This window comes from Planococcus halocryophilus (genome assembly GCF_001687585.2).
Lineage (GTDB): Bacteria > Bacillota > Bacilli > Bacillales_A > Planococcaceae > Planococcus > Planococcus halocryophilus.
On record NZ_CP016537.2, the window covers coordinates 3,409,468 to 3,424,893 of the forward strand.

The window sequence follows — 15,426 nt, forward strand, 5'->3', positions numbered from 1 at the left end:
ATCGAATTACCTCCTTTACTTAATGATTAATCGTTAGTTTCCGTCCATCTTAGAACGGTAAATCGTCATCCGATACTTCGATCGGGCCGCTACCGCTTGAGAATGGATCTTCATCTACACGAGTATGGTTTTGCTGACTTGGGCTTGGTGATTGGTTCTGTTGATAGGAAGGCTGCTGTCCTTGTGAACGATCCGTATTGGCGCTTTTTGGTTCAAGGAATTGAACGCTGTCCGCCACTACTTCTGTTGTATAGACGCGTTTCCCGTCTTGTCCCTCGTAGCTACCAGTTTGGATACGGCCTTCAACACCTGCTAAGCTTCCTTTTTTAAGGAAATTCGCTGTATTTTCAGCTTGTTTGCGCCAAACGGTACAATTAATGAAATCAGTTTCGCGTTCACCTTGAGCGTTCGAGAAAGTCCGGTTTACAGCTAGTGTAAATCGAGCAACCGCCGCGCCGCTTGGTGTGTAACGAAGGTCTGGATCTTTTGTCAGTCTTCCGACTAAAACAACTCGGTTAATCATCAGAATTCAACCTCCTTCAAGTCAAAAAAAATTCAGTGTCTGTATCCTGTTTACGCGTCTTTGCGTACAGCGATATGACGAATAATGTCTTCGTTAATGTTCGCAAGACGTGTGTATTCGTTGATAGCTTCAGAACCAGCGTTTACTTTTACGATTTGGTAGAAACCTTCACGTAAATCGTTGATTTCATAAGCTAAACGACGTTTACCCCACTCTTTCGACTCGATGATTTCAGCACCGTTTGTAGTAAGGATGTCGTTAAAACGCTCAACTAGAGCTTTTTTCGCTTCCTCTTCAATTGCAGGCTGAATGATATACATTAATTCATATTCTCTCATCGTGTTGTCACCTCCTCATGGACTTGGGCCCTGCTGTATCCAGCGGGCAAGGAGCAAGCAATTCATAAATATTACTCACATCACTGTATTGTATCATAGTAACTAAGCTCTCGCAAGCATGTTTTTGACTTTCAAATCAGCTATACTTTTCACCATAGATCCTAAAGGACGTGAAGCCATGAAAACTTCTAAAATCATCGAGTTAAAGATGGATGAAATAGCACCCAAAGCACTGTGGTTTAATGCCGCTTTGCTGATTGTATTCGCTGTTTTTTATCATCTTTTTAATGAGCCGCTATCGTTCGGCTTTTCTTTAATAGGAATTTCTTTGTTTGTAACTGGTTATTTGGTGCTGATTGTTTTACATGAACTTTTTCACTTAATCGGCTTTGTATTATTCGGAAAAGTACCAATCTCTTCATTGAATTACGGTGTAAACCTACAACTCGGTATTGCGTATGCCACTACGAATAAACCTATACAGAATCACGCTATGCGCAAAGCATTGCTCTTACCTTTTTGGACAACCGCCTTTATCCCGACTGTTTTAGGATTTTGGTTTGATAGCCAAGTACTCGTTTTTTTAGGCGCTATGCTGACCGCAGGTGCTTTTGGCGACTTTATCATGTATAACGAATTGCGCAAAGAAAAAAACGCGGCATGGATCCTTGATGATCCTTCGCTGCCGCGTCTTCATGTTTACGATCAAAACCCTGATCATGAAAGCACTGATTAATTTCGGTGCTTTTTTATATTACTGAATATCTTACTTCCCAATTTCCTGTGGGGATTGGTTTTTTTAATAATTTCTCATCTTTTGCAAGGTAAACAAGCGTTTCGACAGCCTTGCCATCTACTTCTACTTGAATTTTCTTTTTATCGTACAAATCTATTTCAGGATTTCCCGAATAATCTTCAAGATAATCTAGAGCCGGCCATAAAACGTCTGGAATGTCGTATATTTCTCCTTCAACTTGGCAGTCCTTCGATAAAACCATTGCCGGGTAACCCATTCCTGTGTCGTATAAAGATCCTTTTGCCGTTGCTCGTTCTTCCACTAATTCAGCTTCATCCAAATAACAATGATACTTCCCGCCTTGTTTCAGCGTTCCGTATACAAATAACAACATTTTCAATTCCTCCATGCAAAAACCGGATGCGGTGAGGCATCCGGTTATTTTTTAGTTTTGTAACCTTTCGTTCAACGGAGCATTACGGTCGTTTCCGCTTTTAGTCTTATCCAGCTAAGGCGCCTAGCCCCTCGAGGTCGCTTCGCCCCTACCTGCAATGGCAAAGAACGCCATTACCTGCAGGGTCTCCAGCGCTTGTCGGGACTAGACAGGCGCCTCCGCTTTTAGTCTTATCCAGCTGCGGTGGCCAGATTCTCGGGTCATAAGCCATCCCAACTGTGCGGCAAAAAGCGCCGCTTCGTCGGTTTGTCTTATGCCTGTCGAATCTTAACGGCCATCCTCGCTTTTAGTCTTATCCAGCTGCAACGACCTGCTCCTCGGGTCGTAAGCCACTCTGGCTGTGCGGCCAAGAACGCCGCTTCGCCAAATCGTCTTACGCCGGTCGGAGCATGACGGTCGTTTCCGCTTTTAGACGTTAAATCTAAATAGCATTACGTCGCCGTCTTTGACGATGTATTCTTTACCTTCTTGACGTACTTTTCCTGCTTCTTTTGCTGCTGCCATTGATCCAATTTCGACCAAGTCATCGTAAGCAACTGTTTCTGCACGGATAAATCCGCGTTCGAAGTCAGAGTGAATAACGCCGGCACATTGTGGTGCTTTCATGCCTTTTTTGAATGTCCATGCACGCACTTCTTGAACGCCCGCTGTGAAATATGTTGCTAGTCCAAGCAAGCTGTATGAAGCTTTAACCAACAGGTCTAAGCCAGATTCTTTAATGCCTAACTCTTCAAGGAACATTTCTTTTTCCTCATCTTCAAGCTCAGCCATTTCTTCTTCGATTTTCGCACAAATCACGATAACATCTGCATTGTCTTTCGTAGCGAAATCACGGACGGTTTGTACGTATTCGTTGTTGTCAGCATCTGCAATTTCATCTTCTGAAACGTTTGCTACGTAAAGCATTGGTTTGATTGTTAATAAGTTCAAACCTTTTGCAATCTTCAACTCATCTTCTGTGAAATCGATTGAACGTGCCAATTGACCGTTTTCAAAGGCATCACGCAATTTCATAAGCACTGGCTCTTCTGCAACCGCGTCTTTGTCTTTTTGTTTTATTAATTTTGCTGCACGCACAATGCGTTTTTCGATGCTTTCCATATCAGCTAAGATTAACTCTAAATTAATAACTTCAATATCAGAAATCGGATCTACTTTACCCGTTACATGCGTAATGTTGTCGTCAGCGAAACAACGAACAACTTGGCAAATCGCGTCAACTTCACGGATATGAGATAGGAATTTATTGCCTAATCCCTCACCCTTACTTGCGCCTTCTACGATCCCTGCAATATCCGTAAACTCAAAAGCCGTCGGAACGGTTTTTTTCGGTTCCACTAATTCCGTCAATTTATCAAGACGCTCATCTGGAACTTCAACAATTCCAACGTTTGGATCTATTGTACAGAACGGGTAGTTTGCCGCTTCGGCACCCGCTTTAGTTATTGCATTAAATAATGTGGATTTCCCCACGTTTGGTAACCCTACAATCCCTGCAGTTAATGCCATAGGATGCACAACCTTTCCTCTATATAAAACGAATTATTTTTTACACAACCATTCCATTATAAGAACGAAACTTGAAATTGTCCATTTTTCATTCACTTTCAGCTTTTACTAAAACCTTTTTCATCTTTTTATTAAATTCCATACGAGGGAGCATCACACTATGCTGACAACCTTCACATTTAATCCGGACGTCTGCTCCCATGCGGATAATTTTCCATGCATTTGCTCCACAAGGATGGCCTTTTTTCATTTCCACTATGTCATTCAGTCCAAAATCCTTCATTTCCATGAATTTGTCTCCTTTTATTCATTGTTAGCATTTTTCGTTATGTTAGATTCCACAGGCGATCGCTGTACCATCAGCATGCGCGGGTAAGGAATTTCGACCCCGCGTTGATCTAAGAAGTCTTTTAAATCACGACGTATTTCTCGCGCTACAGCAAAATGCTGCATTGGCATCGTTTCTGCTGTAATCCGCATAACCACTTCAGTCGTCGTTAAATTTTGTACCCCGAGCAACTCAGCAGGCTTAATGATTTGTTCATATCGTTCTTGTAAGCTATTTAGAAACTCCATGATTAATTCTTCTACACGCTTAATATCCGATTCATACGAAATATTGATATCGACCACCGCAATTGAGTTATGAATTGAAAAATTCACAACATCCATTATATTGCCGTTTGGGAAAATAAATAATTCTCCAGTCCATGCTTTTACCTTCGTTGTCCGTAATCCAATTTCTTCTACAGTTCCTTCAGCAACACCGATACGGACATAGTCCCCTACAGAAAACTGGTCTTCAAAAATAATGAAAAAGCCAGTAATGACATCACGCACTAAGTTTTGTGCGCCGAACCCTACTGCCAATCCTAAAACCCCAGCACCAGCAATGAGTCCTGTAATATCGATCGTAAAGGCCGCGAGTATAGATACAACTGCTATGAAATATACAACATAAGCCACGACATTCGACAATAATTTCGATAAAGTTTGTTGTCTCCGCTCATTATAAACAAGCGGGCCTTTGATGCGGACAGAAAAAGTTTTCCGAATTAACATACGCAATACTTTCACCAAGACAATTGCAACTACCGTAATTAAAATAACTTTCAAAAAAACAACGAATAACCCTACCCACATGGCTTCGTCAGACATTACGGTTAAAATCCGTTGTATTATTTTTTCAACATTCACTCTTTCACCTTCCCGGTTTTTACATCAAATTAAAATTATACATAACCGAAACGACTAATCCGACTACTACTATCCCTGGCAATAAATTTGCTACTCTAATCTTTGTTACACCCATCAAATTTAAACCAATGGCGACAATCATAACACCGCCTGTTGCACTCATTTCTAAAATAAACATATCTAGCGCATCAGCAGGAATCGCCAAACTAATTTGAGTAGCAAATAACGCGATCAATCCTTGATAGACAAATACAGGGATTGCCGCAAGCATAACGCCAAATCCAAGTGTAGAAGCTAAAATAATAGAAGTAAATCCATCTATAATCCCTTTAGAGATTAGGACCCCATGCTCATTACTGAGGCCACTTTCCATCGCCCCAATAATCCCCATTGCTCCAATAACAAATATTAACGTCGCTGTTACAAATCCTTGCGCTAAACTACCTTTGCTTTCTTTTGCTCCCAGTATACGTTCAATCCAATGACCAAAATCATTTAACTTGCCTTCTAAATTTGCCCACTCTCCAATAACTGTACCTAGCACTAAACTGATGATGACAATTACGAAGTTTTGACTTCCTAATCCCATATCCAGCCCCAACACAATTACTGATAAGCCAATTACATACATAACCGTTTCTTTCATTTTTTCAGAAATATTTCGAAGAGCTCTTCCAAGTATGGTTCCCACTATAATTAATACTGCATTTATCAATGTTCCTAAGAGAACCATTACATTTCTCCCCCTTCACCCTTGCCTCATTTACAGCAAGTTCCTCTTCTCCCTCTTTTGAGAGCGTTATTTAGTTTTCTGCTTATCAAAAACAGAACCTATTCCCCTTTTCCAGGAAATAGGCACTCGTCAGCTTAATAATTCTAAAATCCGTTCTAAATCGTCTTCCGAGAAAAATTCTATCTCAATTTTCCCTTTGTTCTTGTTTTTCTTAATTTGAACTTTTGTACCAAAACGATCTCTCAGTTCTGATTGTTTTTCTTCTATAAAAATATCTTTCTTTTTCTCAATTGTTTCACGTGGAACATTTTCATTTAAACGTTGTACTAGATTTTCCAATTGACGAACATTCAAGTTTTCCTTAACCACTTTTTCAGCAGTTTCCGGAATAAGTTTCTTGCTTCTCAATCCTAATAATGTGCGTCCATGACCCATTGATAATTCTTTGTCAGAGATGAGTTTCCGAACATCCTCGGGTAATGACAAAAGACGAATATGATTGGCAATATGAGGACGACTCTTACCTAAGCGGAAGGCTAGCTGCTCTTGAGTTAAGCTTAAAGCTTCCATTAACTTTTGGTAAGCTTCTGCTTCTTCAATCGGTGTTAAATCCTCGCGTTGAAGGTTTTCTAATATAGCAAGTTCCATCATTTGCTGATCTGATAGATCTTTAATAATCGCTGGAACTTTTTTCAATTTAACTAACTTCGCTGCACGGAAACGACGTTCGCCAACCACAATTTCATACTTCTCTCCCGCTTTCCGTACGACAATCGGCTGTAAAATCCCATGTTCTTTAATGGATTCTGCCAATTCCTCTAAAGCTACTTGCTCAAATATTTTTCGTGGTTGATATGGATTGGCTTGGATTTCGCCAACATTGATTTGGTTTACTTTATCTGTATCACTAATTGTCTCTCCAGGAAACAATGCATTAATGCCTTTCCCTAATCCTTTAGCCATTATCAATCACTTCCTTTGCCAATTCTAAATACACTTCTGCGCCTCTGGATTTCGGATCATAAATAATAATTGGCTCTCCATGACTCGGTGCTTCACTTAATCTTACGTTTCTTGGAATAATAACTTTATACACTTTATCCTGAAAATACTTTTTCACTTCTTCAATTACTTGCACACCTAAGTTTGTACGTGCATCTAACATTGTCAGTAAAACACCATCAATCATCAAGTCGTGATTTAAATGTTTTTGCACTAATCGAATCGTGCTCAATAATTGGCTTAGTCCTTCTAATGCATAATATTCACATTGTACTGGAATAATGATTGCATCAGAAGCTGTTAATGAATTCAAGGTCAATAATCCTAAAGACGGTGGACAATCAATGATTATGTAATCGTACATATCTTTGACTTCTTCTAACGCATTTTTTAAGCGGGCTTCTCTTGAAATGGTTGAAACCAATTCAATTTCAGCTCCAGCTAAAGAAATAGTGGCAGGAACTACATGCAAATTTTCTACCTTTGTTTCCATTATTGTATCTTTTACAGAGATGTCATCGATTAACACTTCGTAAATGCATTTTTCGACGTCGCCTTTGTTGATCCCTACTCCACTCGTAGCATTTCCTTGAGGATCGATATCTATTAAAAGAACTTTTTTGCCTAAATAAGCAAGGCAGGCACTTAAGTTCACTGAAGACGTTGTTTTTCCTACGCCGCCCTTTTGATTGGCGATCGCAATAGTTCTCCCCACACTTGCACCAACTTTCTTTATTACTTTCTTTATTTTACTGCGGAATCTATATTTTAGCTATTTTATTGACGTTAAAAACAGCTTGATACAACATTTTGTTCGCTAAAGATCAGAACCTTCCTTTCATAGGTGGTTCCTATTTTTCTATTGTATCAAAATTTTTCAACAATACGATGTTCTAATCATTAAAAAAGCTCTCTCCAAACTTGGAAAGAGCTTTTCGTTATTTTTTCTTCGGAATTTTAACGGTGATTTGGTAGTATTCTTCGTGTTCTTCTTCTTCTGTAGTTAAATCGATGCCGCTTTTAGAAACCATGCTTAAAGATTCTTTAATCGTATTCATCGCAATGCGCATATCTCTACTAAAGGCTTTTTTAAGGGCTTTTGGTTTTTTTGGCTCTATTGAAAGTAATTTAGTTACTTTCGCTTCTAATTGCTTTACGTTCAAGCTTTCTTCAATGGTTTCATCAAATAACTTTTTTTGTTGTTCTGCATCTTTTACTTGCAACAAAGCTCTTGCATGCCGTTCTGTTAACAGTCGATTAAGTAAAGCTGTCTGTATTTCTTCCGGCAATTTTAACAGACGTAGCTTATTTGCAACTGTTGATTGGCCTTTACCAAGACGTTGTGCTAGAGCTTCTTGTGTAATTTCTTGTATATCTAACAAGTTCCGGTAAGCATGCGCTTCTTCTATCGACGTAAGTTCTTCGCGTTGAAGGTTTTCTATCAAAGCGATAGATGCCGTTTCTTTATCACTCAAATCACGAATAATGGCCGGTACTTCTGTCCACTCGAGCGATTTCATTGCACGGAAACGTCGCTCACCAGCGATTATTTCATATTCGCCTTCTCTTTCAGAATTTCTGACTACGATCGGTTGAATAACACCATGGACATGGATGGTCCGTGCAAGTTCTTCGATCTTTTCTTCATCAAAAATTGTTCTTGGCTGGTATTTATTTGCGTGTATTTTATCGAGCGGCAATTTCATGACTTCTTCTGACGCTGAACCTTTGTGTTCTGCTGTTTCCTTCTTCGCTGTATCATTTGCTTTATCTCCGCCTCCGAAGAAACGAGAAAAAGGACTTTTCATCCTCAAGCACCACCTTTTACAAGCTCACTTTTTAGCTGAATATTAATCACCTTATTGCTCTCAAAATTAATGTTCCACGTGAAACATTATGAGATTGGTGACTTGTTTGGTACTCCAGCTTTCCGCGGATATTTCTTTGGTGTTTCTTTGAATTTTTTAAATACTTGAATGTACCGTTCGCTTTCCTCTATTGGTAATAAGAAAGAGTGAACGGCTTCTAGCTTTACACCTAGTTTTTGCAATGCTTTTTCCGCATCATCTAATTCATCTGAAGCTGTGGCTGCTTTCATTGCTGCAAAGACGCCGCCTTTTTTAACAAGCGGGACACATAGTTCGGCTAGTACTGATAACCGTGCCACAGCACGTGCTGTTACGACATCGTAGCTTTCACGATGAGTAGATTGCCCAAAGTCCTCTGCTCTTGAATGAACAAATTGAACTTTAGTCAATCTAAGTTCACCACTCAAGTGTTGAAGAAATTGAATGCGTTTATTTAAAGAGTCCACTATCGTAACCTCAATATGGGGAAAACAAATTTTTAGTGGGATACTGGGGAATCCTGCACCGGCACCAACATCACAAATTTTCATAGGTTTTGTGAAATCCAAGTAAAATGCTGCAGTTATAGAGTCATAAAAATGTTTTAAATACACAGCCGATTGTTCTGTAATTGCCGTGAGGTTCATCTTGTCGTTCCATTCAACTAGTTCTTTATGATAGATCCTGAATTGTTCGAGTTGTGTATCGGTTAAGACGATCCCTTTTTCACTGAGGGCATCTTTAAACTGTTGTTCATTCAAACTAGCTTCCTCCCTCTTTCTTACTCTTTATGTAAATTAAGAAATGGACTGGTGTGAGCCAGTCCATTCTATTGTCTAGCTTATGCCTTTAGTTGACTTGCGTTAATTAGAAGAAAAATTTTCGGCTTTTCTTATTAAACAGAGATTTTCGCAATCTTTCCTTGTTCAATATACACCAATAAGATAGATATGTCAGCCGGATTCACACCAGAGATGCGTGACGCCTGCGCAATTGACAACGGGCGAACTTCTGCCAGCTTGCCGCGAGCTTCAGTGGCAATTCCAGAGATTGCATGATAATCGATATTATCAGGAATCTTTTTGTTTTCCATTTTTTTGAGTTTATCAACTTGCATCAATGATTTCTCAATATAGCCTTCATATTTAATATGGATTTCAACTTGTTCTTTCACTTCATTCTCGAGTTCTACAGGAGAAGCGATTAACTGTGAAATCATATCATAAGTCATTTCTGGACGCTTCAATAAATCCGCTCCACGAATGCCATCTTTTAATTCACTACCCCCTGCATCGCGAATCGCTTGCTGGGTCATTTCATTTGGCTTGATCATGATGCTTCTTAAGCGTTTAATCTCGTCTTCAATCCGCTCTTTTTTCGCAAGAAACTTCACATAACGATCTTCTTTCACCATACCAATCGCATATCCAAGTTCAGTTAAACGCATATCTGCATTGTCATGACGTAGCAATAAGCGATATTCAGCACGTGATGTTAGTAGACGATAAGGTTCATTTGTCCCTTTTGTTACTAAATCATCGATTAATACACCGATATATGCATCAGAACGACTTAAGATTACTTCTTCTTTGCCCAATACTTTTGCAGCTGCATTGATTCCTGCCATCAGTCCTTGACCAGCTGCTTCTTCGTAACCGGATGTTCCATTAATTTGTCCTGCTGTATAAAGATTTTCGATTTGTTTTGACTCTAACGTCGGCCATAATTGTGTTGGAACAATCGCATCATACTCAATGGCATATCCTGCACGCATCATTTCGGCCTTCTCAAGCCCTGGAATCGATTCTAAAAGCTTCCGCTGGACGTGTTCAGGTAAACTAGTTGAAAGGCCTTGTACGTAAACCTCACGCGTATTACGGCCTTCTGGTTCTAAAAAGATTTGATGACGCGGCTTATCGTTAAAACGCACCACTTTATCTTCGATTGAAGGGCAATAACGCGGACCCGTTCCTTTAATCATTCCAGAATACATAGGTGACAAGTGAAGATTATCATCTATTACTTGATGAGTTTCTTCATTTGTATACGTTAGCCAACATGGTAATTGATCCGTAATGTATTCAGTCGTTTCGTAACTAAATGCACGCGGTACATCATCTCCAGGCTGAATTTCTGTTTTGCTGTAATCAATGCTGTTACTGTTTACACGCGGAGGTGTTCCTGTTTTAAACCGAACCGTTTCAAAACCAAGTTTCTCCAGGTTTTCTGCCAATTTAATAGAAGGTTGCTGATTATTCGGTCCGCTAGAATAACGCAGATCCCCAATAATGATTTCCCCACGCAAGAAAGTGCCTGTCGTAATCACGACAGATTTTGCCCGGTAAATACCTCCAACTTGAGTAATCAGGCCTTGAATTTTGCTATCTTCAACGATCAATTCTTCTGCAATTCCTTGGTGCAAGCTTAAGTTTGGCTCTTCTTCCATCAAGCGTTTCATTTCTTGTTGGTAAAGAACTTTATCAGCTTGTGCACGCAGTGCGCGAACAGCAGGACCTTTAGCTGTATTCAGCATTCTCATTTGAATGTGTGTTTTATCGATAACGCGCCCCATGGCTCCGCCAAGTGCATCTATTTCCCGTACGACTATACCTTTCGCTGGCCCACCAATAGATGGGTTACATGGCATAAATGCGATCATATCCAGATTCATCGTCAAAACAAGCGTTTTAGCGCCCATTCGCGCAGACGCAAGAGCAGCTTCCGCTCCTGCATGTCCGGCTCCTACAACGATGACATCGAACGTGCCTGCTTCGTATTGTGGCATGTTCGTTCATTCCCTTCGAGTTTTATTTCCCTAGACAGAACTGAGAGAATAATTGGTTTAGGAGACCGTCATCTGCGGTATCTCCAATAATTTCACCAAGAAGTTCCCACGTTCGAGTAACATCAATTTGAATCATATCTACAGGAACTTCCATTTCAGCGGCTTCAATGGCGTCTGAAATGGTTTTATGTGCCTGATGCAACAATGCAATGTGGCGCACATTGGATACATAAGTCATGTCCCCTGCTTCGATTTCTCCTTTGAAAAACAAAGCAGCAATCGCTTCTTCAAGCTGATCAATGCCTTCTTCTTCAACTAATGAAGTCGTCACTAACAATTTATCGCCAGCTAACTTCTGCACTTGCTCCAAATCGATTTTCTGTGGCAAGTCGGTTTTATTGATAACGACAATATAGTCCATATCTTTAACCGTTTCAAACAACAGTTCATCTTCTGGTGTCAGCGCTTCTGCATAATTTAACACGTAAAGGATCAAATCAGCTTCTTTTAACACTTTTCTTGAACGTTCAACACCAATTCGCTCTACAATATCTTCTGTTTCGCGAATCCCAGCTGTATCAACTAAACGTAATGGAACACCACGGACATTCACGTATTCCTCTATTATATCACGGGTAGTACCTGCGATTTCTGTGACAATTGCTTTATTTTCTTGAACAAGACTGTTTAAAAGAGAAGATTTCCCGACATTAGGACGTCCTAAAATGACGGTTGAAAGTCCTTCTCTCAAAATTTTCCCTTGTGAGGATGTTTGCAGCAATTTATCGATTTCCAAACGAACCCATTTCGATTTTTCCAGCATAATCGGACGTGTCATTTCTTCCACATCGTCGTATTCTGGATAATCGATATTTACTTCCATTTGAGCAATCGATTCAAGTAAGGCTTGACGCAATGTGCCAATTAGCTTTGATAGCTTGCCTTCCATTTGGTTAAGTGCAACATCCATGGCACGATCCGTTTTTGCGCGGATCAAGTCCATAACCGCTTCTGCCTGAGACAAATCGATTCGGCCATTTAAAAATGCTCGTTTCGTAAACTCACCAGGTTCAGCAAGCCTTGCCCCTGCTCGTAGCGCCAATTCAAGCACTCGATTTACCGAAACAATTCCACCATGGCAGTTGATTTCAATAACATCTTCACGGGTGAAGGTTTTAGGTGCTTTCATGAGTGATACCATAACTTCTTCCGCGATTTCTCCGGTAGCCGGATCTTCAAGATGCCCATAATGGATAGTATGCGTTGCTTGAGAAGCTAACGCTTTATTGCTTGGAGCTCGGAACAGCTTGTCCGCAATTGCAACAGCTTCAGGACCGCTCAAGCGGACAATTGCGATTGCTCCCTCTCCACTCGGTGTCGATATGGCAGCGATTGTGTCGAATTCCATGATGTTCCCCCCTCTTAAGAAAAGCAGCAACTTATGCTCTGTGGATAACAATCAGAGCAGTAGCGCAGCTTGATTACAAAAATATATAGTCTTCTCTTTATTTTTTGCTTAAAAAAAGTTGTCCACATGTGGACAACCAGTAAATGCACATGGCTTTCTAACATACTACAATAGCATAAAGCACTCGAAATCGAAAGACACAGTACTTCATATTGCTAAATTTCGTTAATTTAGCATAAAAAAAACCGCCTAGATGGCGGTTTTTTTTATTTATGAGGTTCGATGACAAGATATCGATTAGGATCTTTGCCTTCAGAATACGTATCAATGTCTAAACGTCTTGACAAGGTTTGATGGATAACTTTTCGTTCGTAAGATGGCATTGGTTCAAATTGAACACGACCACCTGTCCGAATTGCTTTATCCGCCATACGATCTGCTAATTGTTCCAGCGTTTCTTGACGTCGTTCACGATAATTTTCCGCATCCAATTGAATCATCATAAATTGATTTGAATATTTATTGGCAACAAGTTGAGCAAGTTGTTGAAGAGAATTCAAGGTTTGTCCTCTTTTGCCGATCAACATGGCTACTTTTTCGCTTTCCAGATAAAAATTAACTTTTTTATTGCCTCGCTTTTCATGAGTGATTGATAAATCATCAATTTTCATGTCTTTCGCGATGGATAAGATGTAATTCTTCGTTTCTTGAATTGCTTTTTCATTTGAAAGAGCAGGAACTTCTTCCTTTTTCTCTTCTTCAAGCGTTGTTACAGGTGATTCAAGAATGTCAGCAGCTGGTTCTGGCGAAGTTTTTTGTTCAGAAAATGTTGTTTTTTCAATGACAGTAACTTCAATCTCTGCTTTTTTGGCACCAAAACCGAAAAACCCTTTTTTCTCTTCTTGAATGACAGTAATCTTCACTTCTTCACGTGTAACTTGGAGTTTTTCTAATGCTTCAGATATCGCTTTTTCAACAGTTAAACCCGTTTGCGTAATCTGTTTCACTTTTTAGCCCCTCCTGCTTTCGTTTTAACAGGCTCTTGTACCTCTTTTTTCTCCCACGGACGATAAATTACCAAATTTTGGATAAGCGAAATGATATTTCCGATAACCCAATACAATGTTAGGGCCGAAGGTAATACAATACCAAATCCAATGATCATCACTGGCATGAAATACATCATGATTCTCATTTGAGGATTGTCCATCGCTGGTCCTGTACGCAAAACGACGAATTGCATCAATCCGGCAATAACCGCTAAAATAATACTCGGTTCTGCGAGTGGGAAAATAAGAAATGCTCCTAAATCGATTTCAGGCGTATTATTCATCCGGCTAATTGCGTGATAAAAACCAATTAGCACAGGCATTTGGATGACTACAGGCAAACAACCTGCCATTGGATTAACGCCTTTTTCTTGGAATAATGCCATCATTTCTTTTTGGTATTTCTGTTGTGTAACAGCATCTTTAGACTTGTATTTTTCTTTTAACTTAACAAGTTCAGGCTGTACTTCTTGCATACGTTTCGAACTTTTCGTTTGTTTGATCATCAACGGCAACATCACTAATCGAATGATAATCGTTACTGCGATAATCCCGAAACCGTAAGTTCCTAATAACCCTTTAAAGTATGTGATAGTGGAAACCAATGGCCAAACGATAAATTCATTCCAAAAACCTTCACTTTGGTCACTGATTGGCTGATCAAACTCTGTACAGCCAGAAAGCAGCAAGGTTACTGCAATCAGTGAAAAGAGCAAAACTAATTTCTTATTCACCTTTTTTCCCCCAAACTAATCTCAATTACTTCTATAATAACATCTATTTTGCGTAATCTTCTACTTCCTCGGTAATGTACGAGCAATTTTCAATACATGTTCGAGACTTTTCTTGCTTTCATGAAAATCTAATGTGGCCGCCTGTGGTCGGGCGATGATAATGTAGTCCGCATTTGGCAATAAATCATCTTTCAATTCCAAGAAAGTTTGCCTTATGTAACGTTTAATGCGATTACGTGCTACTGCGTTTCCAACTTTTTTACTGACAGAAAGTCCTACACGAAATTCAGGCTGCTCGCTTTTCAATACATACACGATAAACTGTCGATTCGCAAAAGATTTTCCTTTTTTAAAGATATGCTGGAACTCTTTGTTCTTCTTGATCCGTTGATCTTTGTTCATTATTTCACCTGCTTATTTTACTACTCCCCGCTCAAAACGAGCTGAAAAGAAAAAAAAAGACCACTGATGCGGTCAGTGGACTTAAGCTGATAATACTTTTCTTCCTTTACGACGACGAGCTGCGATAACGCGACGTCCGTTCTTTGTGCTCATACGTGCTCTAAAGCCGTGTACTTTGCTGTGTTTACGTGTATTTGGTTGGTATGTGCGTAATGTCATATATGACACCTCCTATATTGAGAGTTAACTATTTTTCTAAAGACAGTCCTGTACATTATAAGGGTCTACGCGTGTAAATGTCAATGTTTCATGAAAAAAACACCTCAAGCCGCTCTCCTCCACTTGGATCAAGTTATCCACAATCCTTCTTTTTTTCTCTTAATCTCCTGTTCACTCTTTTTTCTTGAAAAATAATTATCCACATGCCTTATCTACAGTTTTTTAACATACAAACCCCTTGTGGATAGATTAATTGTGCAGAAAAAAAGATATGTGGATAACTTAAAGAACTTCTTGTATTGTCTATTCTTTTTTGGTAACATTAACTTGTTTTCACTTGTTAACAATTTTCAACTCAAATAAGTTATCCACAAATTGTGGGTAAGGTGTGGATAGTTGCTCACCAGCTTGTTTACGAATGTTATCCACAAGCTGTGATTTTGTGTATGATATACTTTAAAATATCGTTAAATATAAAGGAGACGAGCTA

The 15,426-nt window shown here is 39.6% G+C and carries 18 protein-coding genes; 1 reads left to right on the top strand and 17 read right to left on the bottom strand.

Features of this window, described 5'->3' with window-relative positions; translation table 11 throughout:
* Window positions 1–49: 49 nt before the first annotated feature.
* Both ssb and rpsF read right to left on the bottom strand, forming a co-directional pair.
* Window positions 50–523 (bottom strand): single-stranded DNA-binding protein, encoded by a 474-nt coding sequence (gene ssb, locus BBI08_RS16725; protein WP_008497641.1) that lies wholly within the window; start codon window positions 521–523, stop codon window positions 50–52.
* A 50-nt stretch (window positions 524–573) separates the two neighbouring features.
* The gene (rpsF, locus tag BBI08_RS16730; protein ID WP_008427712.1) at window positions 574–861 is read right to left on the bottom strand and encodes a 30S ribosomal protein S6; all 288 of its coding nucleotides are present in this window, start codon (window positions 859–861) and stop codon (window positions 574–576) included.
* A gap of 178 nt (window positions 862–1,039) precedes the next feature.
* Here rpsF and BBI08_RS16735 point away from each other — a divergent pair, with 178 nt between their 5' ends.
* Complete coding sequence (locus BBI08_RS16735; RefSeq protein ID WP_008497643.1) at window positions 1,040–1,597, top strand: DUF3267 domain-containing protein; 558 nt, start codon at window positions 1,040–1,042, stop codon at window positions 1,595–1,597.
* 13 nt (window positions 1,598–1,610) lie between these two features.
* Here BBI08_RS16735 and BBI08_RS16740 read toward each other — a convergent pair whose 3' ends face one another.
* The 15 genes from BBI08_RS16740 to rpmH form a co-directional block, all read right to left on the bottom strand.
* Window positions 1,611–1,991 (bottom strand): gamma-glutamylcyclotransferase family protein, encoded by a 381-nt coding sequence (locus tag BBI08_RS16740; RefSeq protein ID WP_065528366.1) that lies wholly within the window; start codon window positions 1,989–1,991, stop codon window positions 1,611–1,613.
* Between the two features lie 468 nt (window positions 1,992–2,459).
* Window positions 2,460–3,560, bottom strand: a complete 1,101-nt coding sequence (ychF, locus tag BBI08_RS16745; RefSeq protein ID WP_008497645.1) for a redox-regulated ATPase YchF — start codon at window positions 3,558–3,560, stop codon at window positions 2,460–2,462.
* 88 nt (window positions 3,561–3,648) lie between these two features.
* Entirely contained in the window at window positions 3,649–3,849 is a 201-nt protein-coding gene (locus BBI08_RS16750; RefSeq protein WP_008427706.1) for a DUF951 domain-containing protein, read from the bottom strand.
* Between the two features lie 14 nt (window positions 3,850–3,863).
* Window positions 3,864–4,757, bottom strand: a complete 894-nt coding sequence (locus BBI08_RS16755; RefSeq protein ID WP_065528367.1) for a mechanosensitive ion channel family protein — start codon at window positions 4,755–4,757, stop codon at window positions 3,864–3,866.
* A gap of 19 nt (window positions 4,758–4,776) precedes the next feature.
* On the bottom strand, window positions 4,777–5,490 hold the full coding sequence (locus BBI08_RS16760; RefSeq protein WP_008497647.1) for a DUF554 domain-containing protein: 714 nt from the start codon (window positions 5,488–5,490) through the stop codon (window positions 4,777–4,779).
* Window positions 5,491–5,619: 129 nt separating this feature from the next.
* Window positions 5,620–6,453 (bottom strand): ParB/RepB/Spo0J family partition protein, encoded by an 834-nt coding sequence (locus BBI08_RS16765; protein ID WP_008497648.1) that lies wholly within the window; start codon window positions 6,451–6,453, stop codon window positions 5,620–5,622.
* Window positions 6,446–7,207 carry a ParA family protein gene (locus BBI08_RS16770; RefSeq protein WP_008497649.1) on the bottom strand — a complete coding sequence of 254 codons (762 nt, stop codon included), beginning with the start codon at window positions 7,205–7,207 and terminating at the stop codon, window positions 6,446–6,448. The genes BBI08_RS16765 and BBI08_RS16770 overlap by 8 nt, the downstream gene beginning before the upstream one ends.
* Window positions 7,208–7,430: 223 nt before the next feature.
* A complete protein-coding gene (gene noc, locus BBI08_RS16775; protein ID WP_065528368.1) occupies window positions 7,431–8,300 on the bottom strand; it encodes a nucleoid occlusion protein in 870 nt (289 codons plus the stop codon).
* 86 nt (window positions 8,301–8,386) lie between these two features.
* Window positions 8,387–9,100 (bottom strand): 16S rRNA (guanine(527)-N(7))-methyltransferase RsmG, encoded by a 714-nt coding sequence (rsmG, locus tag BBI08_RS16780; protein ID WP_008497650.1) that lies wholly within the window; start codon window positions 9,098–9,100, stop codon window positions 8,387–8,389.
* Between the two features lie 134 nt (window positions 9,101–9,234).
* On the bottom strand, window positions 9,235–11,124 hold the full coding sequence (gene mnmG / locus BBI08_RS16785; RefSeq protein WP_008497651.1) for a tRNA uridine-5-carboxymethylaminomethyl(34) synthesis enzyme MnmG: 1,890 nt from the start codon (window positions 11,122–11,124) through the stop codon (window positions 9,235–9,237).
* A 22-nt stretch (window positions 11,125–11,146) separates the two neighbouring features.
* Entirely contained in the window at window positions 11,147–12,532 is a 1,386-nt protein-coding gene (gene mnmE / locus BBI08_RS16790; protein WP_008497652.1) for a tRNA uridine-5-carboxymethylaminomethyl(34) synthesis GTPase MnmE, read from the bottom strand.
* 266 nt (window positions 12,533–12,798) lie between these two features.
* On the bottom strand, window positions 12,799–13,539 hold the full coding sequence (gene jag / locus BBI08_RS16795) for an RNA-binding cell elongation regulator Jag/EloR (protein ID WP_065528369.1): 741 nt from the start codon (window positions 13,537–13,539) through the stop codon (window positions 12,799–12,801).
* The gene (gene yidC, locus BBI08_RS16800; protein ID WP_008496257.1) at window positions 13,536–14,315 is read right to left on the bottom strand and encodes a membrane protein insertase YidC; all 780 of its coding nucleotides are present in this window, start codon (window positions 14,313–14,315) and stop codon (window positions 13,536–13,538) included. Before yidC ends, jag begins: the two co-directional genes overlap by 4 nt.
* 60 nt (window positions 14,316–14,375) lie before the next feature.
* Window positions 14,376–14,717, bottom strand: coding sequence for a ribonuclease P protein component (rnpA, locus tag BBI08_RS16805; protein ID WP_008496258.1), 342 nt, complete (start codon window positions 14,715–14,717; stop codon window positions 14,376–14,378).
* A gap of 81 nt (window positions 14,718–14,798) precedes the next feature.
* The gene (rpmH, locus tag BBI08_RS16810) at window positions 14,799–14,936 is read right to left on the bottom strand and encodes a 50S ribosomal protein L34 (protein ID WP_006830546.1); all 138 of its coding nucleotides are present in this window, start codon (window positions 14,934–14,936) and stop codon (window positions 14,799–14,801) included.
* Window positions 14,937–15,426: the final 490 nt, after the last annotated feature.

Coding starts and splice junctions, on each gene's coding strand:
- BBI08_RS16760 (WP_008497647.1), bottom strand. CDS start 5,490: ATGGTTCTCTTAGGAACATTGATAAATGCAGTATTAATTATAGTGGGA.
- BBI08_RS16750 (WP_008427706.1), bottom strand. CDS start 3,849: ATGGAAATGAAGGATTTTGGACTGAATGACATAGTGGAAATGAAAAAA.
- ychF (WP_008497645.1), bottom strand. CDS start 3,560: ATGGCATTAACTGCAGGGATTGTAGGGTTACCAAACGTGGGGAAATCC.
- BBI08_RS16765 (WP_008497648.1), bottom strand. CDS start 6,453: ATGGCTAAAGGATTAGGGAAAGGCATTAATGCATTGTTTCCTGGAGAG.
- rpmH (WP_006830546.1), bottom strand. CDS start 14,936: ATGACATTACGCACATACCAACCAAATACACGTAAACACAGCAAAGTA.
- mnmE (WP_008497652.1), bottom strand. CDS start 12,532: ATGGAATTCGACACAATCGCTGCCATATCGACACCGAGTGGAGAGGGA.
- BBI08_RS16735 (WP_008497643.1), top strand. CDS start 1,040: ATGAAAACTTCTAAAATCATCGAGTTAAAGATGGATGAAATAGCACCC.
- BBI08_RS16740 (WP_065528366.1), bottom strand. CDS start 1,991: ATGTTGTTATTTGTATACGGAACGCTGAAACAAGGCGGGAAGTATCAT.
- mnmG (WP_008497651.1), bottom strand. CDS start 11,124: ATGCCACAATACGAAGCAGGCACGTTCGATGTCATCGTTGTAGGAGCC.
- ssb (WP_008497641.1), bottom strand. CDS start 523: ATGATTAACCGAGTTGTTTTAGTCGGAAGACTGACAAAAGATCCAGAC.
- rnpA (WP_008496258.1), bottom strand. CDS start 14,717: ATGAACAAAGATCAACGGATCAAGAAGAACAAAGAGTTCCAGCATATC.
- rpsF (WP_008427712.1), bottom strand. CDS start 861: ATGAGAGAATATGAATTAATGTATATCATTCAGCCTGCAATTGAAGAG.
- noc (WP_065528368.1), bottom strand. CDS start 8,300: ATGAAAAGTCCTTTTTCTCGTTTCTTCGGAGGCGGAGATAAAGCAAAT.